This window comes from Microbacterium sp. NPDC090014 (assembly GCF_044748285.1).
Lineage (GTDB): Bacteria > Actinomycetota > Actinomycetes > Actinomycetales > Microbacteriaceae > Microbacterium.
The window spans coordinates 2,749,334-2,771,606 of record NZ_JBIVFS010000001.1; the positions used below are offsets into that span (position 1 = coordinate 2,749,334).

The following is a 22,273-nucleotide window of genomic DNA, read 5'->3' on the forward strand; positions in this document are numbered from 1 at the left end:
CTCACCCCGGACAGCAGAACGGCCATCCTCTCGCGAGGGTGGCCGTTTCTTCGTGTCGCGCGACTCTGCTCGCGGGACTTCGGTGGCGAATGCTCAGGCGGAACGCTTCGAGCGCCGTGCCGACAGCTCGTCGACCGGGTCGGGCACTGTCGCATCGAACTCGACGAGCGTCGACTCGACCTCGCGGAGGACCTTGCCCACAGCGATGCCGAACACTCCCTGACCGCGACTGACCAGGTCGATGACCTCGTCGTTCGAGGTGCACAGGTAGACGGAGGCTCCGTCGCTCATCAGCGTCGTTCCTGCGAGATCGCGGATGCCGGCGCGGCGGAGTTCATCGACCGCCGTGCGGATCTGCTGCAGCGAGATGCCGGTGTCGAGAAGGCTCTTCACGAGCTTGAGCACGAGGATGTCGCGGAAGCCGTAGAGACGCTGCGACCCGGAACCGCTGGCGCCGCGCACCGTGGGCTCCACCAGCTCGGTGCGAGCCCAGTAGTCCAGCTGCCGGTAGGTGATGCCGGCCGCCCGCGCCGCTACCGCGCCGCGGTAGCCGACCTCGTCGTCCATCGCCGGCAGACCGTCGGTGAAGAGGAGTTCCGGCACGAACCGCGGGTCGCCTGCACGCTCATCCGCATTCATTTGAAATCCTCCCTGGAGCTGTTACCTCCACGCTAGAGCAGGCCTCCGGCACCGGCAATGACATCCGTGGGACACCGAAGGTGTGTCGCAATCAGTTCGTTACGAAAGCAACCTGGTGAGCGCGTCCTTGACGAAGAGCGAGCGCACCTCGTCGATCTTCGAGGCGAGGCTCGGTGCCATCTCGCTCGCCTTCGCCCTCGACGCGGCGTCCGTACGACGCAGCAGAGAGGACATCGCAGACTCGATCAGTGCGACCTCTCGCTCGGCACCCTGCCTCAGCGAGCGCAGGTGGCGGGGCTCGATACCGTGGCGATCGAGGGCGACCAGGCCGCGAAGCAGCGTGACGGTCGACTCGGGGTAGCTCTCCTGCGCGACGATCACGCCGGTGCTGATCGCGTCGTTGAGAAGCTGGGGGCCCGCGCCTGCTGCCGACAGCAGCTCTCCTCGGCGGTAGCGCCGGGGAGTGGGCGTGATCGAGGGCGGCGGAGCCAGGGTCGCGGATTCACCGTTCGCCTCTGCCTCGTCGAGCTGCTCGCGGATGATGCTGAGCGGCAGGTAGTGGTCGCGCTGCAGCGTGAGACCGAGACGCAGTCGCTCGATGTCGGCCTGCGAGAACTTGCGGTAGCCGGACTCCGTGCGCGACGGGCTGACGATCCCCTGCACCTCGAGGAAGCGGAGCTTGCTGGAGGTGAGCTCGGGAAACTCGGGCGTGAGCCGGGCCAGCACCTGCCCGATGCTCAGAAGGCCCGCGGACGCTGAGCGTTCGCGGGCGGGGGAAGCCGCCATCAGTCGATCGCCGCGACGCGATCGACGGGAGAGGCGAAGAAGTTCAACCGGAACTTGCCGACGCGAAGCTCGGTGCCGTCGACCAGCGGACTGCGGTCGACGCGCTCACCGTTCACATACGTGCCGTTGAGCGAACGCTGGTCGATGATCTCGAACGTCGATCCGTTGCGAGTCACTTCCGCATGGCGACGCGAGACGGTCACGTCATCGAAGAAGATGTCGGCTTCGGGGTGGCGGCCCACGGTCGTCACATCGGTGTCGAGAAGGTAGCGGGCCCCCGCGAGAGCTCCGGAGCGCACGAGAAGCAGTGCGGAACCGGAGGGAAGGGCCGCGATGGCGCCCTGCTCCACGTCGGTGAGCTCCACGCCAAAAGGCACGAAGGAGAGGTCCGAGTCATGCCCGAACGTCTGCGTCACGTCGTGCCTCTGCTCGCCGGGACGGTGGATCGCGGCGTCTCCGCCCGATCGATTCTGGCTGTCTGTCACTATGCCCTCCTAGTCCTCCAGACTAACTGATCGGACGGCGCTCGCGGGAGCTCGCGTCACTATCAGGCACCGCATACCGACACTTCATAGGCTGATCACGTGAAAACCACAGCCCGTCGCCTCCCCGCAGCTCCGATCGCCCTTGCGGCCGCCCTCCTGACCGCATTCCTCGTGCTGTTCGCACCTCTCTCCGCCTCGGCCCACGACAGCCTGCTCGCCTCCTCCCCCGAGGCCGACAGCACGGTCGACACGCTTCCCACCGCATTGACGCTCACCTTCAGCGCGAAGCTCATCGACGAGACCGGCGCGACCGAGGTCGTCGTGACGGATCCGTCCGGCAACTCGGTCACCGACGGAACCGCCACGGTCGAGGGGGCGATCGTCACTCAGCCGCTCGCCGCCGAGGCCCCAGCCGGCGGCTATCACGTGATCTGGAAGGTCGTGTCGAGCGACGGCCATCCGACCTCGGGAGAGTTCGACTTCACGGTCACGAACAGCACGGAGGCCGCGCCCACCTCGGAGCCCAGCTCCGAGCCCACTGCCAGTGCCACCGCAGCACCCGAGCCGGCTGCGACCGCGGGCCCCGGGACGGACGCCACCCCGGCCCCCGAGAGCGACGACTCAGCGGCGCCGATGACGATGGTCTGGGTGCTCTCGATCGTCGGCGTCCTCGTGATCGTCGGCATCGTCGTCTGGCTCGTCGTCCGCGGTCGTCGCGACCCGGCATCCGCCGATTCCGACCTCTCCTCGGAGCGATAGGCTTAAGGCATGCCACATTACGATGTCGTCATCCTCGGTGCAGGTCCTGGCGGATACGTCGCTGCGGTTCGCAGCGCGCAGCTCGGTCTGTCCACCGCCATCATCGAAGAGAAGTACTGGGGCGGTGTGTGCCTCAACGTGGGCTGCATCCCCTCCAAGGCTCTTCTGAAGAACGCGGAGCTCGCGCACACGCTCAACCACAAGGCCGACTTCTTCGGCATCTCGGGTGAGTTCACGATCGACTACGGCAAGGCGTTCGACCGCAGCCGCGTCGTCGCCGACGGTCGCGTCAAGGGCATCCACTTCCTGATGAAGAAGAACAAGGTGACCGAGTACGACGGTCGCGGCACCTTCACGGGCCCGAAGGCGATCTCGGTCGCGAAGTCCGACGGCTCGACCGAAGAGGTCACCTTCGACAACGCGATCATCGCCACGGGCTCGAAGGTCCGACTTCTTCCGGGCGTCCAGCTCAGCGACAACGTCGTGACGTACGAAGAGCAGATCCTCTCGCGCGAGCTGCCGAAGTCCATCGTCATCGTGGGCGCCGGCGCCATCGGCATGGAGTTCGCGTATGTGATGACGAACTACGGCGTCAAGGTCACCATCATCGAGTTCCTCGACCGTGCCCTCCCCAACGAGGATGCCGACGTGTCGAAGGAGATCGCCAAGCAGTACAAGAACTACGGCGTCGACATCCTGACCTCCACCAAGGTCGAGTCCGTCGTGGACAACGGCTCGTCCGTCACCGTCTCCTACACCGGCAAGGACGGTCAGCAGAGCTCGATCGAGGCCGACAAGGTGCTCATGTCGGTCGGCTTCGCCCCCAACATCGAGGGCTTCGGTCTCGAGGCCACCGGCGTGAAGCTCACCGAGCGCGGCGCGATCGACATCGACGACCACATGCGCACGAACGTCGAGGGCATCTACGCGATCGGCGATGTCACCGCCAAGCTGCAGCTCGCCCATGTGGCCGAGGCGCAAGGCGTCGTGGCCGCAGAGACCATCGGCGGCGCGGAGACCCAGACGCTGGGCGACTACCGCATGATGCCGCGCGCGACGTTCTGCTCGCCGCAGGTCGCCTCGTTCGGTCTTACCGAGCAGCAGGCGAAGGACGAGGGACGCGAGATCAAGGTCGCGACGTTCCCGTTCATGGCCAACGGCAAGGCGCACGGACTCGGCGAGCCCGTCGGATTCGTCAAGCTGATCGCCGACGCCGAGCACCTCGAGCTCATCGGCGCCCACATGATCGGCCCCGACGTGTCGGAGCTCCTGCCCGAGCTGACGCTGGCCCAGAAGTGGGACCTCACGGCCCTCGAGCTGGCTCGCAACGTGCACACGCACCCGACGCTCTCGGAGGCGCTGCAGGAGGGCTTCCACGGCCTCGCAGGTCACATGATCAACTTCTGATCACCGCGATCGACTCGAAGGCCCGGCACGCTCACGCGTGGCCGGGCCTTCGTGCGTCATGAGACCGCGTCGGCTCGCCTGCGCAGCTCCAGCCGGGAGGGGAGTCCGAAGTGCACGGTCCACCCGGACGGCACGAGTGCGGCGAGTTCTCCCCTCGTGTACGAGCGACGGATGCTGATGAGGCCGTCCTCTCGGATGAACGAGCCCCGGAACAGCGTGCCCGCGAGGACCCACGTCGCGACGTCGTACAACACGTAGGCCAGTCGAGTGCGGGCGATGTCGCGGTGCACCACGACACCGCCGCTGCCGACGAGCGCCTCGGAGTCGCGCAGCAGGCCGTAGAGCTGCGCCCCGGTGAGGTGGTGCAGCACGTGATTCGAGAAGACCACGTCGAACTGCTCGCCCTCCTCCACGAGGTCTGACGAGAAGGCGCAGCGATATGCGATGCCGGCCCCTCCATCGTGCTCCGCCGCCCAGCGGATCGCCCGCTCGTCGGCGTCCAGCGCCGTGATCTCCACCTCGAGACCAGCTCGCCGCGCTCGCGCCGCGATCATCCGGCATACGTCTCCGCCACCCGCGCCGATGTCGAGGATGCGGATCGGGCCGCGGCGGGCGCGCGGCAGGATGTCCTGGCGATAGAGCAGTCGAGGTCGGGAGACGAGCGCGTTCACGAGACGGAAGCGCCGGTAGGTGCGCTCCAGCATCCCGATGTCCGCGTGCGGGTCGTCCATGAGCTCGCGCGCCTCGGTGGCGCGTGTCGAGAGGTCGTGTCTCACGAGATGCCGGTGGTGACCGTCATCAGTGCGCTCTCGGCGGTCAGCCCAGGGCCGAAGGCCATCGCGGCGACGCGCGACCCGTCCCCCGCGCCGTCGTCGAGGATCCGCTTGATGACGAAGAGCACAGTGGCGCTCGACATGTTGCCGTTCTCGCGCAGCGTCTCCCGAGCCGGGAAGAGCTGATCGTCGCTGAGATTCAGTCGCTCCTGCACGCGGTCGAGGATGCTACGTCCACCGGGGTGGATGGCCCAGTGCTCCACCCGCTCCCCCACGCGCCCCTCGTCGAACGCGGCTGCGAGCTCGCCCTCACGCGCGTACAGCGGACGGATCGCGCCGATGATGGTCTCCCCGATGATCTGCGGCACCTTCGTCGACAGGATCATCTCGAAGCCGTGGTCGCCGATGGTCCAGGCCATGTCCTTCTCGCCCTCCGCGGCTATCGCCGTGTGGAAGCCGTCGAGACGCACCGCAGGAACAGGAGTGGCGAGGTCGCGTGCGGTGACGATGCCGGCAGCCGCCCCGTCGGCGAAGAGCGAGTTGGCGACGATGAGATCCGGGTCCTCCGACGAGCGAAGGTGCACGGTGCACAGCTCGACGCTGACCACGAGCACCACGGCCGTGGGGTCGGCTGCGCAGAACTGGCTCGCCGCACGGAGCGCCGGCAGCGAGGCGTAGCAACCCATGAATCCGAGGTGATAGCGCTGCACGCTGTCGGACAGCCCCAGCCCGCGCACGATCTCGTACTCGGGGCCCGGCGCGTGGAAGCCCGTGCAGGATGCGGTGATGACGTGCGTAACGTCTGCGGCGACGATGTCGGGGTCTGCATCCAAGGCGCTGCGCGCCACCTCCACGAAGAGACGCGACGCCTCGCGCGTATAGAGGTCGTTGCGGGCTGCGGTGCCCGGCGACTGCAGGCGGCCCGTCTCACGGTCGAAGAACATCTTGTCGTCCGTGCCGGCCGCGGGCGAGAGCTCTCGGATGACGGTGTGGCGGGTGTCGATGCCCGAGCCGTTGAACGACGCGCCGATGATCCGCTGGGCGAGGCGTCCGACATCGGGCTGCGAGGCGAAGATGTCGCGCACCTCGTGCTGCTCGATGACGGTGTCGGGAACGATCGTCCGCAATGAGCGGAGCACGGCAGCGCGGGTCATGTCTGTCACTCAAGCATGACCGCGCGCCAGCACGGAAGGGGCTTGCATCGGGCGTCAGAAACCCAGAGCACGCGCGAGCTTCGAGCCGGATGACGCGTCGCGACCCCCGGCATCGGAGACGACCCGCTCCACGGCGTCGAAAAGGGCTGCTCGCCCCGCCGCATCGGCAGGCGCGGCGGGGCCGAGCTCGAACTCCCACTCCCGCCATTCCCGCTGCACGTCGTGTCGGAGATCGGTCGCGCGAACGCGGTCATCGACGAACTCGGCGACGACTCCGGCCGTCCCGGTGAGCAGGTACGCCGTGCGGGTGTTCTCGATCCGCGCGAGGGGTGTGAGCGGCGCCGTCGCCCATCGCGAGATGGTCTCGGTCACGGCATCCGGGATGCTGTCGTCTTCGCCCAGGGGCCAGCCGATCTCGAGGCGACCGTCACCTTCTCGCGGTCCCTTGATGTGCCATCCGGCATCGGGGCCGCCGGTGCGGCGACGAAGGGCTACCCCTGCACGGGAGAGCCGAGCATCGACGGTGTCGAAGTAGCGAGCGTCGAGCTCGCGCACCTCTCCGGACGACACGGCATCCACTCCGGGGATCCCCACCCACACCGGAAGGGGCGTGGAGTCATCGACGTCGTACTTGCGCTCGACCTCGAGGACCCTGGAGGGCTCGGAGCCAGACGGCGACTCGCTGGGGTGCTCAGTCATCCGACGGGCTGATGTCCTCGAGGGATTCGTCGTACCAGTAGTCGATCTCGGTGGGACCGTCGGTGTCGCCGGTGTTCTGCGCGTCACCGCGCCGGTTGTACACCACCTGGGTCTCGCTGTAGGGGACGATCAGCTTGTCGTCCGCGTCGCCGAGAGGAATGATCTGCCCGTCGAGCGGGCCGCCGTGAAGTCGTGCGAGTGCCATGTCCTCACCCTATCGCCGACGGCACCCTGCACGGCGCCTCACTCCATCAGGATGCCGAGGAGCGCGCCGATGATCATCCACGGTCCGAAGGCGATCCGCGTGGAGCCGTCCGCCCTGCGGAGCATCATCAGCGAGAGGGAGAACACGGCGCCGAGCACGAAGGCGGATGCTGCTCCCACGGCGAGCGCCTGCCAGCTGTGCCATCCGAGGACCAGACCGATGACGGCGGCGAGCTTGACATCGCCTCCGCCCATGCCGTCCCGGCTGAGCAGACGGAGCGTCGCGTAGAAGCCGCCGAGGATCAGCAACCCGGATACGGCCCTGATCAACGGGGCACTCTGGCCGACCGTGATGGCGTCGACGACTCCGAGCACGATGAGCGCCGCGAGGGTGGGGAGCACGATCCGGTTCGGCAGCCGATGCGTGCGGATGTCGACGGCGACGAGTCGGCAGGCGATCGCGAACAGGGCCAGATGAACGGTCACGACGGCCACAGTACGGAGATCCATGCCCGCAGGTTAGGAGAACTCGGACGGCGGCGATGACCGCGTGTGGATAACGTCACGCCGCGATGTCGGAGGTTCGAACTATCGTCATCTACTCCAGTTGCTTTATTAGTACATATCTTCGAGGATGGATTCATGGGGATAGGGCTCGATGCGGTGACCGCGCTCTCTCCGGCTGGCGACTCCCGCGCCGGAGAGGTTCTTCGGCTGCGCCGGGAGATCAGCCGCATGCAGCGCAGACGCAGCGAGCACCCGCTTCTCCCTCTCGATCCGGCCTTCTCCTCGCTGCTCCCTGAAGAGGGGCTGCAGACGGGGGCGACGTACACCGTCTCTCCCTCCCCCAGTCTCGTCCTCGCACTGCTCGCCGCGGCCTCGGGCAAGGGCCACTGGTGCGCGGTCGTGGGCATGCCCACACTGGGTGTCGAAGCCGCAGCGGCGTTCGGAATCGCGCTTCCTCGCCTGATCCTCGTCCCCGAACCAGGAGACCGCTGGCTCGCCGTGGCCTCTGCGCTCGCCGAGGTGGTTCCGCTGATCGCCGTGCAGCCCGGAGGGAGGGCCCGCGATGCGGATGTGTCCCGACTGAGCGCACGACTGCGAGACCGCGGGAGCACCCTGCTCGTCACCGAGTCCGCGGAGTCCGGCGCATGGCCGCAGAGCGAGGGGTCCATCCGGCTGCACGACCAGCACTGGCTCGGCATCGGCGAGGGGTGGGGGCTCATCGAAGGCTCCACGGCGACGGTGTCGGCGCGGACGAGGCACAGTCCGCTGACGTCGAGCGTACGCGTGCGTCTTCCCGGCTCCCACGGCGCAGTGGAAGAGCTGCCGGCGGAGCACGTCGCCACCGAGACCATGGCCGAGATCACAGGGCCGACCGGCCTGCGCGGCGGCGAGGCCGCTCCGCTCGAGTACCCGCGTCTGGCGGTGGCCGGATGACCGCCGCTCCACTTCGCGTCCTCGTCCTGTGGCTTCCCGATTGGCCGCTGAGAGCAGCTCTCGGCGGCCCACCGCCTCATCCGCCGACCGCTCTGGTGCATGCGAACACCGTCGTGGCGTGCACCGCATCGGCGAGGGAGCACGGCGTGCGCGCCGGCCAACGTCGCCGCGTCGCTCAGGGCCATATCTCGTCACTGCGCGTGATGCCCCACGACCCCGCCCGCGACGAGAGAGCGTTCCTCCCCGTGCTGCAGCTCATCGAGAAGCACGCGCCCGGTGCGGCACTGCTGCGTCCAGGGCTGGCGGCGGTGCGGGCACGGGGCATCGCGCGCTATCACGACGGCGAGGCCGAGGCGGGGCGTGCCCTGATCGACATCCTCACCGACGCCGGGTTCCCCGAGGTGCGCGTGGGCATCGCCGACGGTCCCTTCACCGCCGAGCTCGCCGCGCGAGGGAGCGCACCGTGCACCGTCGTACCTGCAGGCCTCGCGAAGGACTTCCTCGCCCCACTCCCGGTGAACGTTCTGAGAGACGAGCAGCTCACCGGTCTGCTCGTCCGGCTCGGTGTGCGCACGCTCGGCGACTTCGCGGCCCTCGACGAGATCGAGGTGCGCGATCGCTTCGGCGAGCGCGGCGCGCGTCTGCACGCCCTCGCCGCCGGCGCCGATTCCCGCGCGGTGGTGGCACGACCTCCTGACCCCGAGCTCGTTCGCTCCATCGAGTTCGACTCGCCACTCGCCGGAGCCGATCAGGTGGCCTTCGCCGTGCGGCAGACGGCCGATGCGGTCATGCTCGCCCTCGGTGAGGCCTCGGTGGTGTGCACCGAGGTCCGCATCGACCTCACCGACGACGACGGCAAGGTGTTCTCGCGCCCCTGGCTGCATCCCACCTGCTTCGATGCCGCTGATCTCGTCGACCGGGTGCGCTGGCAGCTCGAAGCACTGGGAGCCGAATCCGCGAAGGAGCCGGTCGATGAGGCTCGTGCCTTCGGCGGAATCTCTCTGGTGCGGATCGTCCCCGTGGCGGTCGACGATGCCGCCCATCACCAGCCCGGCCTCTTCGGGTCCGGCACTGATGAACGCCTGCATCACGCCATCTCGCGCGTGCAGACGATGCTCGGCCACGAGGGCGTCGTCACCGCTGCCCTCTCCGGCGGGCGCTGGCTCGCCGATCGTCAGGTGCTCACTCCGTGGGGCGAACGCTCCGTCGCCCCCAGAGACCCAGCGCAGCCCTGGCCGGGGAGCCTTCCCGACCCTCTCCCCGCCGAGGTGTTCCGCCCTCCTCGCCCCATCGGAGTGCTCTCCCCTGACGGCGAGACAGTCCTCGTCGACGAACGGGGTGCGCTCTCGGCGGCGCCCGCTCGCATCGACGGCGACGACGTTCAGGCGTGGGCCGGTCCGTGGCCGATCCATGAACGCCGATGGGAGGACTCCGGCGGCAAGAGAGGGCACCGCCTGCAGATCGTCGACGATCATGATCGGGCCTGGCTCGTCTTCTGCACCGGAGGCCGGTGGTGGGCTGAGGGGAGGTACCGCTGATGGGCTGGCACAACCCTCCCCTGTCCTGGAACGAGCTGGAGCGCACTCTCAGCGGCGAGGAATCGCCCTACCCGACCGGAGGCATCCCACCCGGCAGCCGACCCGACCCCGGCCCCGTCAGCACCAAGCGCACACGGAACCCACCGACGTCCGTCAGCAGGCCAGAGGACGCCGTCCCGTACGCCGAGCTGCATGCGCATTCGTCCTATTCCTTCCTCGACGGCGCCTCCTCACCGGAGGACCTGCTCGCCGAGGCCGAGCGTCTCGGACTCACTGCACTGGCGCTCACCGACCACGACGGCTTCTACGGTGCTGCCCGCTTCGCCGAGGTCGCAGAGCTGATGGATGTGAGCGTCCAGACCGTGTTCGGCGCAGAGCTCTCGCTCGGCCTCGACGCACCGCAGCGGGGCGCCCCCGATCCCGTCGGCGACCATCTGCTGGTGCTCGCCGACGGGCTGGAGGGCTACCACCGTCTCTCCGGCGCGATGACGGTCGCCCACCTGCGCGGTGGCGAGAAGGGGCGCCCCGTCTACGACCTCGAGGAGCTGGCAGCCGCCTCAGACGGGCACTGGACGATCCTCACCGGATGCCGGAAGGGCGGGGTCCGCCGTGGCCTAGAGGCGGGAGATGCTCAGACGCCGCTGCGCCAACTGGTGGATCTGTTCGGCCAGGATCACGTCGCCGTCGAGCTCTTTGACCACGGCGACCCGCTGGACACACGACGCAACGACGCTCTCGCCGATCTCGCCAGACGGATGCGACTGCCGGTGGTGGCGACGAACAATGTGCACTATGCAGCGCCCGGGCGTGCATCACTGGCCGAAGCGGTCGCCGCCGTGCGCGCCGTGCGCAGCATGGACGAGCTCGACGGGTGGCTTCCGACTCACGGAGGAGCGCATCTGCGCAGCGGCGCGGAGATGGCAGCGCGCTTCCGGCGCCACCCCGGCGCGATCTCCTACGGCCTCGAACTCGCCGCAGCGTCGGCCTTCTCCCTCCGCCGTGCACGACCTGCCCTCCCGAAGCAGGAGGTCCCTGACGGACACACGCCGATGAGCTGGCTGCGCCACCTGGTGTGGGAGGCCGTGCCGACGAAGTATCCGCGCCTGGATGCCGACGGCCGTCGCAGGATCGGACGCGAGCTCGATGTGATCGAGGAGAAGGATTTCCCCGGCTACTTCCTCATCGTGCACGGCATCGTCGCCGAGGCGCGCCGTCGCGGCATCCTGTGCCAGGGGCGCGGCTCGGCCGCGGCGAGCGCCGTCTGCTATCTGCTCGGCATCACCGCCGTCGACCCGATCCTCTACCGTCTGCCCTTCGAGCGCTTCCTCGCGACGACCCGACAGGAAGAACCGGACATCGATGTCGATTTCGACTCCGATCGCCGCGAGGAGATCATCCAGTGGGTGTACCGGGAGTACGGACGCGAACGTGCGGCACAGGTGGCGAACGTCATCCAGTACCGTCCGAAGAACGCGGTGCGCGACATGGCGAGAGCTCTCGGCTACTCTCCGGGACAGCAGGATGCCTGGTCCCGGCAGGTCGATGGGTGGAGCGCCGGACTCGAGGTGGCCGACGAGCACGACATCCCGGCGAACGTGCTCGACTACGCGGGCGAACTGCTGAAGGCTCCCCGGCATCTCGGCATCCACTCCGGCGGCATGGTGCTCACCGCGCGCCCTGTCGGCGAGGTCGTTCCCGTCGAGCATGCACGCATGGAGAACCGCACGGTGATCCAGTGGGACAAAGACGACGCGGCCTGGATGGGGCTGGTGAAGTTCGATCTCCTCGGGCTCGGGATGCTGGCTGCGCTCCAGCACTGCTTCGACCTGATCCACGACGCCACGGGTGAGCGGTGGACGCTCGAGACCCTTCCGAAAGAAGAGCCGGCCGTCTACGACATGCTCTGCCGCGCCGACTCGATCGGGGTGTTCCAGGTCGAATCCCGTGCGCAGATCGGCCTTCTCCCCCGCCTGCAGCCTCGGGCCTTCTACGACCTCGCCATCCAGATCGCGCTGATCCGCCCCGGGCCCATCCAGGGCGGGGCCGTACATCCCTTCGTCCGCCGCAAGATGGCGAAGGATGCGCTCGACGAGGAGAATCTCGCCAGAGCCGCCCGTGGCGAAGAGCCCGTGGTGCTCGAGATCCCGTATCCGCACGATGACCTCAAGCCGATCCTCGAGCGGACACTGGGCATCCCGATCTTCCAGGAGCAGCTGATCCAGATGGCGACGGCCATCGGCGACTGCACCGCCGACGAGGCCGATCTGCTCAGACGCGCGATGGGGTCCAAGCGCGGGCTCGAGAAGATCGACAAGGTGCGAGACAAGCTCTACGCGGGGATGACCAGGCGCGGACTCTCCGCCGAGCAGTCGGATCGCATCTACGCGCAGATCCAGGCCTTCGCGAACTTCGGATTCGCAGAGTCCCACTCGTTGTCCTTCGCGCTCCTGGTCTATGCGAGCTCCTGGCTCAAGCTGCACTATCCCGCGGCGTTCCTCGCGGGGCTCCTCCGGTCGCAGCCGATGGGCTTCTACTCCGCGTCGACACTCACCGCGGATGCACGACGACACGGGGTCGAGGTGCGTCGACCCGATCTGCACGCCTCGGGGGCCACCGAGACTCTCGAACCCCTCGAGGGCTCACCGCTGCGGATGCCGACGGGGCGGGACACCTGCAGCGACCCTCTGCAGCCCCGGGTGCCGCGCTTCGATCGCTCCTCACCGGACGAGTCGGCGGCACACCGTCGAGATGGCGCCTATGCGGTGCGCATGGGTCTCAGCGGTGTGCGCGGCATCGGCACTCAACTGGCGGAGAAGATCGTCGCCGAGCGCGAGGCAGCCGGACCTTTCCGCGATCTGAACGATCTGGTGAGGCGCACGGATGCCACCGCTGCGCAGCTGGAGTCCCTGGCGACCGCCGGCGCGTTCGAGTGCCTCGGCCTCCAGCGCAGAGAGGCGATCTGGCTGTCCGGGGCAGCCGCTGAAGACCGATCCCGGTTCCTTCCCGGCACGACGATCGCCGTGCAACCGCCGCTGTTCAGCGATCAGTCCAGCTATGAGCGGCTCTCCGCAGATCTCTGGGCGACCGGCGTCTCGACCGACGACCATCCGATGGCGCATTTCCGCGGGCTCCTGCGCGAACGGGGCGTGCTCACCTCAGCAGATCTGCAGAGCCACGAGACGGGGCGACGCATCGAGGTCGCCGGTCTTGTGACCCACCGTCAACGTCCGGCGACCGCAGCCGGTGTCACCTTCCTCAACCTCGAGGATGAGACCGGTCTCGTCAACGTCATCTGCTCCACTGGGGTGTGGGGTCGTTACCACCGGGTGGCGCGCGATTCTCCTGCGCTGATCATCCGCGGCATCCTCGAGCGTTCAGCGGAGGGCGTCGTGAACGTCCTCGCCGACGCGTTCGAAGATCTCCGAACGGGGGTGACGCATCGTTCGAGGGACTTCCGGTGAGCGGCTCACCAGAAGCGTTCGGGCTCGGGCTCGGGGACGCGGTCTCCGCCGCCCCAGCGATCGGCTTCAGCCTTCGCGGCGTCGACCGCCGCATCCGCCCCGTTCAGAGCAGCCCTGGCGCTCGTCGCCCCTGATCCGTCTCTGTCGGCGTCGACGGTGAGAGTCGTCTGCGAGGAGTGGCCGCCGATGGTCACGGTGCAGTCGACGACACGGCCGAGCCACCGGAGCAACTCACCCCGCGGCTCTTCGACGCGGCGATACCGGATGCCCGTGTCGAGGTCTCTGACCGACAGGATCAGCGACTCTCCGGTCAGCTCGTCGATGCGCTCCGTCACCTCGACGCGGTGCCCGTGGGCGATGGCGAGGTGCGCGTTCAGCACGAGCTTTCTGTCCATGAACCCACTCTATGAGTGCACGTTCTCGCGGCAAGCCCCAGTCTTGGAAGAAACATTCGTAGATTTCTTTGTCCCCCAAATGGCGGACAGAGCTATTAAGCGATATTCTGCAAGGAGTAGCGGGGGCTACCGGCTGAACATCTGGGGATATCAGTCGAGAGAGCAGCGAAAATCTTCGCCGCCTCCCCTACCGTCCGGGAAGGACGGTGAGCCCTCTCGAGTGATCCAAATGGGGTTGGACGACTCGAGAGGGCAACCAGTCCTCGCACCACGCGCGATCCTCGTCTTCACGTACAGCCGAGCGAGAGAGCACGCCGCTACCAACGTGGCCCACGGGCGTCAACCCCGCTCCCCATCTGCGGCATCGCACCTATCGTCGCCTCACGCCGCCCGAATCACGGCGGCAGCGGAGGAGGATCAGTCGATGACCGCCGCACGCGCTGCGCAGGTGAGGATAGGCGTGTCGGGCTGGCGGTACGCCAGCTGGCGCGGTGACTTCTATCCCCGGGGTCTGCCTCAACGCCGGGAGCTCGAGCACATCGGACAGCACTTCCCCACCGTCGAGCTCAACGGATCGTTCTACTCGCTGCAACGCCCGGATAGCTACCGTCGCTGGCGCAGCGAGGTGCCTGACGACTTCAGCTTCGCCATCAAGGGATCCCGCTATGTGACGCACATGCTGCGGCTCCGCGACACGGAACAGGCACTCGCCAACTTCTTCGCTTCCGGCATCCTCGCGCTCGGAACCCAACTCGGACCGATCCTCTGGCAGCTGCCGGAGCGTGAGAAGTTCGATGCCGAGGTCCTGGAACGATTCCTCGATTCACTCCCCCGCACGACGGGCGATGCTCAGAAGCTGGCGATGACGCACGACTCGCGTCTCGACGGACGAGCCTGGACGGAGCTCGAGAGCGACCAGCCGATCCGTTACGCGATCGAGCCGAGGTCGCAGACATTCGACGATCCTGAGGCACTGCGCATCCTCAGTCTCCACGGCGCTTCGCTCGTCATCGCCGACACCGCCGGCAGATGGCCACGTTTCGACGCCCTGACGAGCGAGGTCGTCTATGTCCGGCTTCATGGCGCACAGATGCTCTATCACAGCGCCTACACCGCCGCCGAGCTCGATGAATGGGCCGACCTGCTCTGCGCCTGGTCGGACGGCACGGGCGCCGGCGACGGCCGACCGCGCGACGTGTACGTCTACTTCGACAACGACGCGCGCGGGCACGCACCGCACGATGCGGCAGCGCTCCAGGCGCTCGTCACCGCACGCACCGGATCCTGACCAGTCACCGCCGCTCCACCGGTTCCCGGGTCATCGGCTGAGCCGAGCACGGAGCGAATCGACCAGCAACCCGACGCCGAGTTCGAAGGTCCGATCCGCGCGGGCTGTCCCGCGCTCCGCGCCCTCCATCACGCGCCCGAGCGTCCGCGTCCCCTCCCCGGGCTCCCAGACCTCGTCCGGCGATGCCAGATCGAGGCCGAAGCCGATCGCGAATGCGTCGATGATCGCGATCACCGTGAGCACCTCGTCCTCGGGGAAACCGCCGTCGACGAGAGCGGTCGCCAGGTCGTCGTAGGCGGCGATGACCGCCGGATGAGTGATCGTCTTGCCGATCAGCAGCGGTACGAGCTGCGGGTGATCGGCATACATCTGGCGCTGCTGTCTGAGCAGATCGACCAGGAAGTCGTCCCACTGCTTCTCCTCGGGCCTCACCCGGTAGTCCTCGACCAGACGGCCGCGCATCAGCTCGATGATGCCGTCCATGCCGTCGACATGGTTGTACAGCGAAGAGGGCCGGACACCGAGCCTGCGCGCGATCGCGTTCACCCCGAACGGCTCTCCGGCCCTCGACAGCTCGAGGCCTGCCGCGCCGATGATGTCGGGCGACAGCAGGGGGCTCGACGGCCTGGGCATCGCATTCTCGCTCTCTGTGACGGGCGACGAAGAAATCTCTTCCCTCCGACATCCCTCCTGTGCATAATAGTGAACACCATTCGTTGACGAACACCATTCGTTTATGAGATCCGCGCCCCACCCGATGCGCGTCGTCATCACCTCGCGCACACCGCCGTGCCCTCTCAGTGGGAGAACCATGACCGCCATCGACCTCAGCACCCGGGTTCCGCTCCGGTTGCCCACCGCCACCGCCACGTTCGCGATCGGAATCGCCGGCTACCTGGGCGTGAACCTGTCGCCCTACATGATCACCGCCGCTCAGACGGGTCTCGGCATGGACGTGCTCGCGGCCAGCTGGCTCGTCACCGCGACTCTTCTGCTCACGGCTGTCACCGGGCTGGCCATTGCCCCGCTCTGCGCCGGGAGTCACCGGCGGGTCGTAGCCAGAACCGGACTCGCCATCGCCGCGGTCGGCTTCGCCACCGCCGCTGCGGTCCCCGCTCTCATCCTTCCGGGGCTGCTCGTCGGCGGCGCGGGAGCCGGTGGGGCCGTCGCCGCCTCGGGCGCCGCTCTCGCCGCGTTCCGCAACCCCGACAGGGTCGCCGGATTCAACGGTCTCGCGAATCGCGGTGTGATCACGATCGTGCTGGCCGTGATCCCCCTCATCGGGCTCGCCCCGATCGATGTCTTCGGGGCGCTGGCACTCTTCAGCATCGTGGGCCTGCTCGTCTCGGCCTGGTTGCCCGCGGCGCCCGTGCTCGACCCGCAGGCCGGCGCCGCCGTCGCCGAGGCGATGCCGATCGACGTGCCGCCGACCGGCACGGTGCGGCTGTCACCCGCGCGCTCGCGGACCGTCACAATCGCCGGATTCGGCCTTCTCGTCGTGTTCGCGCTGTGGGCGGCGAGCGAGGACTCGCTCTGGGCCATGGCAGGCATCATGGGTGCCGAGCAGACCGGGCTGACCCCCGAAGGCCTGGGTCTCGCGCTCAGCGGCGCGACGGCGGGCGGCTTGATCGGATCGGTGCTGCTCATGGTCGTCGGATCTCGGCTCGGAAGAGCACTGCCGCTCGCCGTGCTGCTGGTGGCCGGAGGCGTCCTGAAGATCGTCGAGGGGTTCACCTCAGATCCGACCGCGTTCATCATCGTGTTCATCGCGTGGAACACCGTCTACGCGATCGCCTTCATGTACTTCGTCTCGACCTCAGCCGCCCTCGATGCCGACGGCCGCTGGTCGGGCCCCCTCCTGGCCGTCTACCTCGTCGGCTCGGCACTCACACCGGTGATCGGTGCGGCCCTGGTCGGCGTGCTCGGCTTCGAGGGATTCGCCGTCGCACTGGGTATCGCCAGCTTCGTTCTCGCCGTGCCCGCAAGCGCGATCGCCCTGCTCTCGACACGCCTCGAGCGTGCCGCCGCCCACGAGGAGACGCTCCGATGACCCGCACCCTGTATCGCAACGCCCGGTTCTTCACGGCCAACGACACCGCCTGGGCCGACGCGGTCGTCGTCGACGGCGCGGAGTTCGTCTTCGTGGGGACCGACTCCGACGCCCCTTCCTCGGACTCGGTGGTCGATCTCGAGGGACGGGTCGTCCTTCCCGGCTTCATCGACGCGCACACGCACCTGCTCATGATGGGCGAGGCGCTCGGTCAGATCGGTCTCACCGATGCCGGGTCGCTCGACGAGATCCAGCGCAGAGTGACAGCGGCACGCGAGACCTCTGCCGGCGTCGTCCGCGGACGCGGATGGCTCTTCGATGCGATCCCCGGCGGCGCGCCGACGGCGGCGATGATCGACGCCGTCGTCGCTGACGTCCCCGTCTACCTCGATGCGAACGACTACCACTCGTGCTGGGTGAACTCCGCGGCGCTCGGCGAGCTCGGCATCACCCGCGACACCCCTGACCCGATCGGCGGTCGGATCGAGAGGGATGCCGACGGCGAGCCGACCGGGATGCTCTACGAGACGGCCGCGCAGCAGTTCGCGTGGGCGCACCGCGATGCCACCACCACCGACGAGCAGCGGGATGCGGCGGTGCAGCGCGTCGTCGAGGCGTACCTCGCGGCCGGTGTGACCGGCGCCGTCGACATGGCGTTCGACGCGCTCGCGCTCGAAGCGCTCGAGCGCGCGGAACGACGTGGCGCGCTGCCGTTGCGGATCGCCGCCCACTGGTTCGTCGCCAACACGGGTGACGATGCCCAGAACCTGGCTCAGGTGGCCGAGGCGGCCGAGCGTGCCCTCGCCGTCTCCGGCACCGTTCGCGTGATCGGGATCAAGCTCGTGCTCGACGGCACGATCGACGCGTGCACGGCGGCGATGCGCGCACCGTATGCGGATGGCTCCCACGCCGCGCCGATCTGGCCCGCTGATCGGCTGCTCCCTGTGGTGGCGGCCGCGGATGCCGCCGGACTGCAGGTCGCGCTGCATGCCATCGGCGACGAGGCGAGCACCCTCGCGCTGGATGCCATCGAGCACGCCATCACCGTCAATGGCGATCGCCCCCGTCGCCACCGGATCGAGCATCTCGAGTACGCGGCACCCGGCACGGCCGAGCGCATGGCACGGCTCGGCGTGACGGCTTCCATGCAGCCGGTGCACGCCGACCCCGCCATCTTCGCCAACTGGGCAGCACAGCTGGGCGACGATCGTGCGGATCGCGCCTTCGCGTGGCCCGAGTATGAGGATGCCGGTGCACTGCTCGCCTTCTCGACCGACGCCCCCACCGCACCGCACGCGGCGCTCGCGAACATGTACGTCGCCACAACGCGGGCGTCCGCTCTCGACCCGGATGTGCCGGCGGTGCATCCGCAGTTCGCTCTTCCCCTCGAACGCGCGGTCGTGCATGCGACTCGTGACGCTGCGGTCTCGATCGGCGATGGCGACTGGCGGGGCCGGATCGCGGTGGGCCAGGTCGCAGACTTCGCCGTGCTCGACGTCGATCCGTTCTCGGAGGGCAGCGCGTCTCTGCTCACAGCGCGAGTCCTGCGCACCGTGATCGCCGGGAAGACCGCGCACGAAGCCTGAGGCGCACTGTCCGCCGCATCCCTCACGGCTCACTTGAGCGATATACCGGTGAGTTCTTATACTTCTGGTGAACTCTGGCGGGCAGAGGGCGCCCGTCGACCAGGCGGTGGTGTCTTCCCGCCCGGGCGCGGAGCGCTCCCTCTGTCAGCCGATGGTGACAACGACTGATTGGAGTGTTGAGATGTCCGCGATGCCCGATCCGAGGTTCGAGCTCCGAAGGGTCACGGAGACCGAGTGGCTGATCGTCGACCACAGGTACGAGCCGCACGATGCGCGCCAGACTGTCGCCTGCATCTATCAGGTCGACGCCGTCGAGGTCGATGTGCTCTGGCTGCGCAACCTTCCCCTGGCGAGCTCGTACATGTCGGCGGAATAGGTGCTCAGCGACCTGCAGCGGTTCCACAACCCGCCGAGCCGATCGACGTCGCCGGTCACGATCCCGCACCTTCCTCCGCTCGCGACGACGGTCAGTTGATGCGCTGCGCGGAGCGGTACGTCGAATCCCAAGGGCCGCGCCGTAGGCTGGCCTGATGCTCATCGCTCTGATTCGTCCCATCGAGACCAGCACTGCAGACGTCATCGGCACGACGCTGGCCGAGGTGCTCGTCGAGCTCGAACAGCACCGCAAGCCGGGCTTCTATCTGACGTCGGCGCCCGTGCGGATGCTGAAGGGCGAAGCGAAGATGGAGGCGACGGGCACGTTCACCCGCGTCGACGGCGTGCGCGAGATCGAGGCCGACGACATGGCGTCGCTCGAGGCGAAGGTGCCCGAGGGGTGGCGCATGCTGACGGTGCGCACGGCCTAGGTTCGGCACCCCGCCGACGACGAAGACCCCCACAGGACTCAGTGCCGGTGGGGGTCTCCTCTGTGTGGACGTCGTCGGGGTCAGCCGCCGGACGGGTTCTCGAGGGGCGCACCGTCTTCGTCGGTGGTCTCGTCCTCGATGATCTCGTCGGTGCTCTTCGACGACGACTCGTCGGGCGCACCGCCCGAGGCGGTGTCCGCCTCTTCGTCGCCACCGGGAGTTCCGTGCGTGTTCTGCAGATCGCTCATTGCATCTCCTCTGTCGGTTGAGGCGACGGTATGCGGTCGACCGCGCACACGAGGAGGGGGTTGACGTGAGGAGGAATCGGACGGAAGGACGACGGATCGCACAGCGGAGGGACTCTCTCTCCGGATCACGAGTGATCATGTGAAGGAAGAGTCCCTCGACCGGAGCGGCCCCGCCGGGGTCCCCAGACCGTGGTCGGGGCAGGCTCTCGAGCGAAGGATACGCCCGACAGGGGCCACGTCATATGGCGTGGTGGACGACGGCGTGCGGGCGTACCCTCTTCTGCACGAAACGCGACTGGGCCTCGGCATCTCGATGCCGCCGCACATGAACGGAGATCCGCCGACCGCCGTTCACACGATCGGACTGAGGCGCATCCGCAACCCCTAGATACAGCGCTGCATTGGGGTTACGTTGGCCGTGGCCACACAGACGCGGCCCCGAGCCGGTGGAGTTCCCCAGCGAAGCCGGCTAGGTGTCCCGATAGGTACCCCAGAACCGGTCGGGGCACCGTACTGCCCGCCCCGATGCCTGTGGCCGCCTCCTCGCACGTGAAGTCTTGACGCCGCCGGATTCCGGTCCACGACGAGCGAGCCCCACAATCGGCAGCGCGAATGAGTGCAGACAAATCGACCGGGTCCGCCGTCGCCGGGAACTCGGCGTCAGCATCGAGCGTCTCCTGTTCATGGCGGACGACGCCGATTCTTCCGGTCACCGCCAGTTCTACGGAATTGGCGGCAGGCCCGGAATCATCAGTTGACGGAGAGACCGCCTCCCCCGCATCGACATTCGTCACTTCTGGTCACCTGCCCATGCCCCGACTGACAGCCTCTTGCGCAGTCGCGACTCGTTCGGGCGTCATGGGCGACTCATACGGGACAACTTCCTCCAGCCGCGACGCGAGGTCCGTCAGCGCCTGCTTGACTGCCTTGTGCTCTGACGGAACTTCGTCGAAGTCGACAGTCTCCAGCCAGTCCATCAGCACGATCGCGTCCTCAGTCCAGAGTGCGATCTCCACGGTTGGGTATGTCCTCATGCGGGAGGCTATCGCGCCAGCGCGGCGCGCGTTCTTCTCGCGCTCGTACTTGATCGCGCGACGCATGATCGGCACGAAGGCGAAGGCACACATCGCCCAGAAGCCGAGCCCCCCGACGAACGGCATTGGCTCACCGATAACGATGCCCACCACGACGGCGATCCCGCCGAATACTGCGGACATGACGACATTCACGATCGAGCCGACCTTGCCGGACGGACTCATGGGCCCGTGAGGGTCAGCGATGTTCATTTGCTCAGTATGCAGGAATCGCGATGAACGCCGTGCTGTACCTCCGTGTCAGCACCGCCGCTCACTCCATGGGCGGCTTCGGTCTCGATGTTCAACCGAGGGCCCGCCGGGCCTAAGCCAAGGCGCAGACCCGGCAGGCCGTCGCCACCCTCCGTGATGAGGGCGTGTCTGGCACACTCGACGCCGCCCAGCGTGACGGCCTTATGCCTGCTGCCCTCGGACTGTCCCGGACATGCAGAAGGCCCGGAGACTCTTGCGAGTTTCCGGGCCTTTCTCGGTCGGGCTGACAGGATTTGAACCTGCGACCCCTTGACCCCCAGTCAAGTGCGCTACCAAGCTGCGCCACAGCCCGTTGTTCTGCACTCTCGCGCAGGCAACTCCCCTATCTTAGCCCCACTCGACGGATCTCCGCGAACCGGGTGAGCGCCGGGCGTTGCGGGGTGTCAGAGCCCCGGCGTACGGTCGCATCCATGGTGACGATCACGACCGAGGTGGCGACCAGCGCCCGATGGGATGACGTTCAGCATGCGCTGACGGGCGGCGGCGACGGTGCCAGCTGCCAGTGCATCTGGCCGATGCTGAGCAACAAGGAGTGGAATGAGACGACCACGCCGCAACGCACAGAGATGTTGCGCGATGAGATCCAGGCGGGCCCTCCGCCTGGTCTGATCGCATACATCGACGGCGAGGCCGCGGGGTGGATCAGGATCGGGCCGCGAACTCTGCAGCAGCGGGTGCCACGCACGCGCATGATCGCGGCGGCATCAACCGAACCCTTGGATGACGAGTCGGTATGGGCTGTGACGTGTTTCGTGGTCCGTCGCGAACACCGCGGCTTGGGCATCACCCTCGAGCTGCTGCGCGCCGCCGTCGATCTCGCTCGACGCTCCGGCGCCAGACTGGTCGAGGGGTACCCCGTCGACACCCGTGGCGAGAAGAAGCGCACCAACGATCTGTTCCACGGCACGCTCGCCACGTTCCTGGCGGCGGGATTCGAAGAACGCGCGGAGATGAAGCCGGGCCGAACCCTGGTCGCACTGGATCTGTCGTCATGAACGAAGAGACGGACCTACCAGCGTCCATGGGCAAGGTCGCACGACGAGGGCTCGCGCTCCACGGGTTCACGCGTCTCGACCGATTCGACGGCGCGTCCGAGGCGGCGCTGCTCGCCATCCACGGAGTCGGGCCGAAGGCCATTCGCATCCTGCGCGAGCAGCTCGAGTCCCGCGGCTCGACTCTCGGGCCGTGAGCGAGCGCTAGCGTGGTGAC

24 protein-coding genes and 1 tRNA gene are annotated in these 22,273 nt (G+C 67.9%); 12 read left to right on the top strand and 13 right to left on the bottom strand.

All coding sequences use genetic code 11. From position 1 onward, the window contains the following. Nucleotides 1-93 precede the first annotated feature (93 nt). From ACIPV5_RS13170 to ACIPV5_RS13180, 3 genes are all read right to left on the bottom strand, one after another. Nucleotides 94-639, bottom strand: a complete 546-nt coding sequence (locus ACIPV5_RS13170) for a MerR family transcriptional regulator (RefSeq protein WP_053096796.1) — start codon at nucleotides 637-639, stop codon at nucleotides 94-96. A gap of 99 nt (nucleotides 640-738) precedes the next feature. Then, nucleotides 739-1,425, bottom strand: coding sequence for a MerR family transcriptional regulator (locus tag ACIPV5_RS13175; RefSeq protein ID WP_187249830.1), 687 nt, complete (start codon nucleotides 1,423-1,425; stop codon nucleotides 739-741). Beyond that, a complete protein-coding gene (locus ACIPV5_RS13180; protein ID WP_150115087.1) occupies nucleotides 1,425-1,910 on the bottom strand; it encodes an FHA domain-containing protein in 486 nt (161 codons plus the stop codon). Before ACIPV5_RS13180 ends, ACIPV5_RS13175 begins: the two co-directional genes overlap by 1 nt. Nucleotides 1,911-2,009: 99 nt before the next feature. Between ACIPV5_RS13180 and ACIPV5_RS13185 the strand changes: the two genes are divergently transcribed. Beyond that, nucleotides 2,010-2,669, top strand: a complete 660-nt coding sequence (locus ACIPV5_RS13185) for a copper resistance protein CopC (RefSeq protein ID WP_400341191.1) — start codon at nucleotides 2,010-2,012, stop codon at nucleotides 2,667-2,669. 9 nt (nucleotides 2,670-2,678) lie between these two features. Then, nucleotides 2,679-4,076, top strand: coding sequence for a dihydrolipoyl dehydrogenase (gene lpdA / locus ACIPV5_RS13190; protein WP_053096802.1), 1,398 nt, complete (start codon nucleotides 2,679-2,681; stop codon nucleotides 4,074-4,076). Between the two features lie 56 nt (nucleotides 4,077-4,132). Here the strand turns inward: lpdA and ACIPV5_RS13195 are convergent, their stop codons facing one another. Genes ACIPV5_RS13195 through ACIPV5_RS13215 form a run of 5 tightly spaced genes read right to left on the bottom strand, consistent with a single transcriptional unit; the run spans nucleotide 4,133 to nucleotide 7,416 of the window. Further along, a complete protein-coding gene (locus ACIPV5_RS13195; RefSeq protein ID WP_320488778.1) occupies nucleotides 4,133-4,852 on the bottom strand; it encodes a methyltransferase domain-containing protein in 720 nt (239 codons plus the stop codon). Continuing rightward, a complete protein-coding gene (locus ACIPV5_RS13200; RefSeq protein ID WP_230100706.1) occupies nucleotides 4,849-6,003 on the bottom strand; it encodes a type III polyketide synthase in 1,155 nt (384 codons plus the stop codon). Before ACIPV5_RS13200 ends, ACIPV5_RS13195 begins: the two co-directional genes overlap by 4 nt. 54 nt (nucleotides 6,004-6,057) lie before the next feature. After that, nucleotides 6,058-6,702, bottom strand: a complete 645-nt coding sequence (locus ACIPV5_RS13205; protein ID WP_400341194.1) for a CYTH domain-containing protein — start codon at nucleotides 6,700-6,702, stop codon at nucleotides 6,058-6,060. After that, complete coding sequence (locus ACIPV5_RS13210) at nucleotides 6,695-6,907, bottom strand: hypothetical protein (protein WP_042538484.1); 213 nt, start codon at nucleotides 6,905-6,907, stop codon at nucleotides 6,695-6,697. Before ACIPV5_RS13210 ends, ACIPV5_RS13205 begins: the two co-directional genes overlap by 8 nt. A gap of 38 nt (nucleotides 6,908-6,945) precedes the next feature. Then, a complete protein-coding gene (locus tag ACIPV5_RS13215) occupies nucleotides 6,946-7,416 on the bottom strand; it encodes an A24 family peptidase (protein WP_187249834.1) in 471 nt (156 codons plus the stop codon). 132 nt (nucleotides 7,417-7,548) lie between these two features. On the opposite strand from ACIPV5_RS13215, the gene ACIPV5_RS13220 reads away from it, so the two are divergent. The 3 genes from ACIPV5_RS13220 to ACIPV5_RS13230 are packed head-to-tail and all read left to right on the top strand — an operon-like array spanning nucleotide 7,549 to nucleotide 13,345. Beyond that, a complete protein-coding gene (locus ACIPV5_RS13220; RefSeq protein ID WP_400341196.1) occupies nucleotides 7,549-8,346 on the top strand; it encodes a hypothetical protein in 798 nt (265 codons plus the stop codon). Then, nucleotides 8,343-9,884: a DNA polymerase Y family protein gene (locus ACIPV5_RS13225; RefSeq protein ID WP_056278978.1), complete on the top strand. Its 1,542-nt coding sequence runs from the start codon at nucleotides 8,343-8,345 to the stop codon at nucleotides 9,882-9,884. The genes ACIPV5_RS13220 and ACIPV5_RS13225 overlap by 4 nt, the downstream gene beginning before the upstream one ends. Further along, nucleotides 9,884-13,345, top strand: coding sequence for an error-prone DNA polymerase (locus ACIPV5_RS13230; protein WP_400341198.1), 3,462 nt, complete (start codon nucleotides 9,884-9,886; stop codon nucleotides 13,343-13,345). Before ACIPV5_RS13225 ends, ACIPV5_RS13230 begins: the two co-directional genes overlap by 1 nt. Before the next feature lie 5 nt (nucleotides 13,346-13,350). Here the strand turns inward: ACIPV5_RS13230 and ACIPV5_RS13235 are convergent, their stop codons facing one another. Then, on the bottom strand, nucleotides 13,351-13,740 hold the full coding sequence (locus tag ACIPV5_RS13235) for a hypothetical protein (protein ID WP_400341200.1): 390 nt from the start codon (nucleotides 13,738-13,740) through the stop codon (nucleotides 13,351-13,353). 424 nt (nucleotides 13,741-14,164) lie between these two features. On the opposite strand from ACIPV5_RS13235, the gene ACIPV5_RS13240 reads away from it, so the two are divergent. After that, complete coding sequence (locus ACIPV5_RS13240; protein WP_400341201.1) at nucleotides 14,165-15,028, top strand: DUF72 domain-containing protein; 864 nt, start codon at nucleotides 14,165-14,167, stop codon at nucleotides 15,026-15,028. A gap of 30 nt (nucleotides 15,029-15,058) precedes the next feature. On the opposite strand, the gene ACIPV5_RS13245 is transcribed toward ACIPV5_RS13240, so the two are convergent. Continuing rightward, nucleotides 15,059-15,661 (bottom strand): TetR/AcrR family transcriptional regulator, encoded by a 603-nt coding sequence (locus tag ACIPV5_RS13245; protein WP_400341203.1) that lies wholly within the window; start codon nucleotides 15,659-15,661, stop codon nucleotides 15,059-15,061. Between the two features lie 178 nt (nucleotides 15,662-15,839). Here ACIPV5_RS13245 and ACIPV5_RS13250 point away from each other — a divergent pair, with 178 nt between their 5' ends. The 4 genes from ACIPV5_RS13250 (at nucleotide 15,840) to ACIPV5_RS13265 (ending at nucleotide 19,470) form a co-directional block, all read left to right on the top strand. After that, nucleotides 15,840-17,078 (top strand): MFS transporter, encoded by a 1,239-nt coding sequence (locus ACIPV5_RS13250; protein ID WP_187249836.1) that lies wholly within the window; start codon nucleotides 15,840-15,842, stop codon nucleotides 17,076-17,078. Beyond that, nucleotides 17,075-18,664: an amidohydrolase gene (locus ACIPV5_RS13255; protein ID WP_400341205.1), complete on the top strand. Its 1,590-nt coding sequence runs from the start codon at nucleotides 17,075-17,077 to the stop codon at nucleotides 18,662-18,664. Before ACIPV5_RS13250 ends, ACIPV5_RS13255 begins: the two co-directional genes overlap by 4 nt. A gap of 190 nt (nucleotides 18,665-18,854) precedes the next feature. Next, nucleotides 18,855-19,040 carry a hypothetical protein gene (locus ACIPV5_RS13260; RefSeq protein WP_400341207.1) on the top strand — a complete coding sequence of 62 codons (186 nt, stop codon included), beginning with the start codon at nucleotides 18,855-18,857 and terminating at the stop codon, nucleotides 19,038-19,040. Nucleotides 19,041-19,194: 154 nt separating this feature from the next. After that, the gene (locus tag ACIPV5_RS13265; RefSeq protein ID WP_053096828.1) at nucleotides 19,195-19,470 is read left to right on the top strand and encodes a hypothetical protein; all 276 of its coding nucleotides are present in this window, start codon (nucleotides 19,195-19,197) and stop codon (nucleotides 19,468-19,470) included. Between the two features lie 80 nt (nucleotides 19,471-19,550). On the opposite strand, the gene ACIPV5_RS13270 is transcribed toward ACIPV5_RS13265, so the two are convergent. The 3 genes from ACIPV5_RS13270 to ACIPV5_RS13280 all read right to left on the bottom strand — a co-directional run bounded on the left by ACIPV5_RS13270 (nucleotide 19,551) and on the right by ACIPV5_RS13280 (nucleotide 21,356). Continuing rightward, nucleotides 19,551-19,718 (bottom strand): hypothetical protein, encoded by a 168-nt coding sequence (locus ACIPV5_RS13270; protein ID WP_171821924.1) that lies wholly within the window; start codon nucleotides 19,716-19,718, stop codon nucleotides 19,551-19,553. A gap of 800 nt (nucleotides 19,719-20,518) precedes the next feature. Then, on the bottom strand, nucleotides 20,519-21,004 hold the full coding sequence (locus ACIPV5_RS13275; protein ID WP_400341210.1) for a hypothetical protein: 486 nt from the start codon (nucleotides 21,002-21,004) through the stop codon (nucleotides 20,519-20,521). Nucleotides 21,005-21,282: 278 nt separating this feature from the next. Beyond that, a tRNA-Pro gene (locus tag ACIPV5_RS13280) sits at nucleotides 21,283-21,356 on the bottom strand. Between the two features lie 118 nt (nucleotides 21,357-21,474). Between ACIPV5_RS13280 and ACIPV5_RS13285 the strand changes: the two genes are divergently transcribed. Beyond that, the gene (locus ACIPV5_RS13285) at nucleotides 21,475-22,059 is read left to right on the top strand and encodes a GNAT family N-acetyltransferase (RefSeq protein ID WP_372984964.1); all 585 of its coding nucleotides are present in this window, start codon (nucleotides 21,475-21,477) and stop codon (nucleotides 22,057-22,059) included. Beyond that, nucleotides 22,056-22,253, top strand: coding sequence for a hypothetical protein (locus ACIPV5_RS13290; protein ID WP_372984965.1), 198 nt, complete (start codon nucleotides 22,056-22,058; stop codon nucleotides 22,251-22,253). The genes ACIPV5_RS13285 and ACIPV5_RS13290 overlap by 4 nt, the downstream gene beginning before the upstream one ends. Nucleotides 22,254-22,273 lie beyond the last annotated feature (20 nt).

Coding starts and splice junctions, on each gene's coding strand:
- ACIPV5_RS13170 (WP_053096796.1), bottom strand. CDS start 639: ATGAATGCGGATGAGCGTGCAGGCGACCCGCGGTTCGTGCCGGAACTC.
- ACIPV5_RS13175 (WP_187249830.1), bottom strand. CDS start 1,425: ATGGCGGCTTCCCCCGCCCGCGAACGCTCAGCGTCCGCGGGCCTTCTG.
- lpdA (WP_053096802.1), top strand. CDS start 2,679: ATGCCACATTACGATGTCGTCATCCTCGGTGCAGGTCCTGGCGGATAC.
- ACIPV5_RS13200 (WP_230100706.1), bottom strand. CDS start 6,003: ATGACCCGCGCTGCCGTGCTCCGCTCATTGCGGACGATCGTTCCCGAC.
- ACIPV5_RS13205 (WP_400341194.1), bottom strand. CDS start 6,702: ATGACTGAGCACCCCAGCGAGTCGCCGTCTGGCTCCGAGCCCTCCAGG.
- ACIPV5_RS13210 (WP_042538484.1), bottom strand. CDS start 6,907: ATGGCACTCGCACGACTTCACGGCGGCCCGCTCGACGGGCAGATCATT.
- ACIPV5_RS13215 (WP_187249834.1), bottom strand. CDS start 7,416: ATGGATCTCCGTACTGTGGCCGTCGTGACCGTTCATCTGGCCCTGTTC.
- ACIPV5_RS13220 (WP_400341196.1), top strand. CDS start 7,549: ATGGGGATAGGGCTCGATGCGGTGACCGCGCTCTCTCCGGCTGGCGAC.
- ACIPV5_RS13225 (WP_056278978.1), top strand. CDS start 8,343: ATGACCGCCGCTCCACTTCGCGTCCTCGTCCTGTGGCTTCCCGATTGG.
- ACIPV5_RS13230 (WP_400341198.1), top strand. CDS start 9,884: ATGGGCTGGCACAACCCTCCCCTGTCCTGGAACGAGCTGGAGCGCACT.
- ACIPV5_RS13235 (WP_400341200.1), bottom strand. CDS start 13,740: ATGGACAGAAAGCTCGTGCTGAACGCGCACCTCGCCATCGCCCACGGG.
- ACIPV5_RS13240 (WP_400341201.1), top strand. CDS start 14,165: ATGACCGCCGCACGCGCTGCGCAGGTGAGGATAGGCGTGTCGGGCTGG.
- ACIPV5_RS13245 (WP_400341203.1), bottom strand. CDS start 15,661: ATGCCCAGGCCGTCGAGCCCCCTGCTGTCGCCCGACATCATCGGCGCG.
- ACIPV5_RS13250 (WP_187249836.1), top strand. CDS start 15,840: ATGACCGCCATCGACCTCAGCACCCGGGTTCCGCTCCGGTTGCCCACC.
- ACIPV5_RS13255 (WP_400341205.1), top strand. CDS start 17,075: ATGACCCGCACCCTGTATCGCAACGCCCGGTTCTTCACGGCCAACGAC.
- ACIPV5_RS13260 (WP_400341207.1), top strand. CDS start 18,855: ATGCCCGATCCGAGGTTCGAGCTCCGAAGGGTCACGGAGACCGAGTGG.
- ACIPV5_RS13265 (WP_053096828.1), top strand. CDS start 19,195: ATGCTCATCGCTCTGATTCGTCCCATCGAGACCAGCACTGCAGACGTC.
- ACIPV5_RS13270 (WP_171821924.1), bottom strand. CDS start 19,718: ATGAGCGATCTGCAGAACACGCACGGAACTCCCGGTGGCGACGAAGAG.
- ACIPV5_RS13275 (WP_400341210.1), bottom strand. CDS start 21,004: ATGAACATCGCTGACCCTCACGGGCCCATGAGTCCGTCCGGCAAGGTC.
- ACIPV5_RS13285 (WP_372984964.1), top strand. CDS start 21,475: ATGGTGACGATCACGACCGAGGTGGCGACCAGCGCCCGATGGGATGAC.
- ACIPV5_RS13290 (WP_372984965.1), top strand. CDS start 22,056: ATGAACGAAGAGACGGACCTACCAGCGTCCATGGGCAAGGTCGCACGA.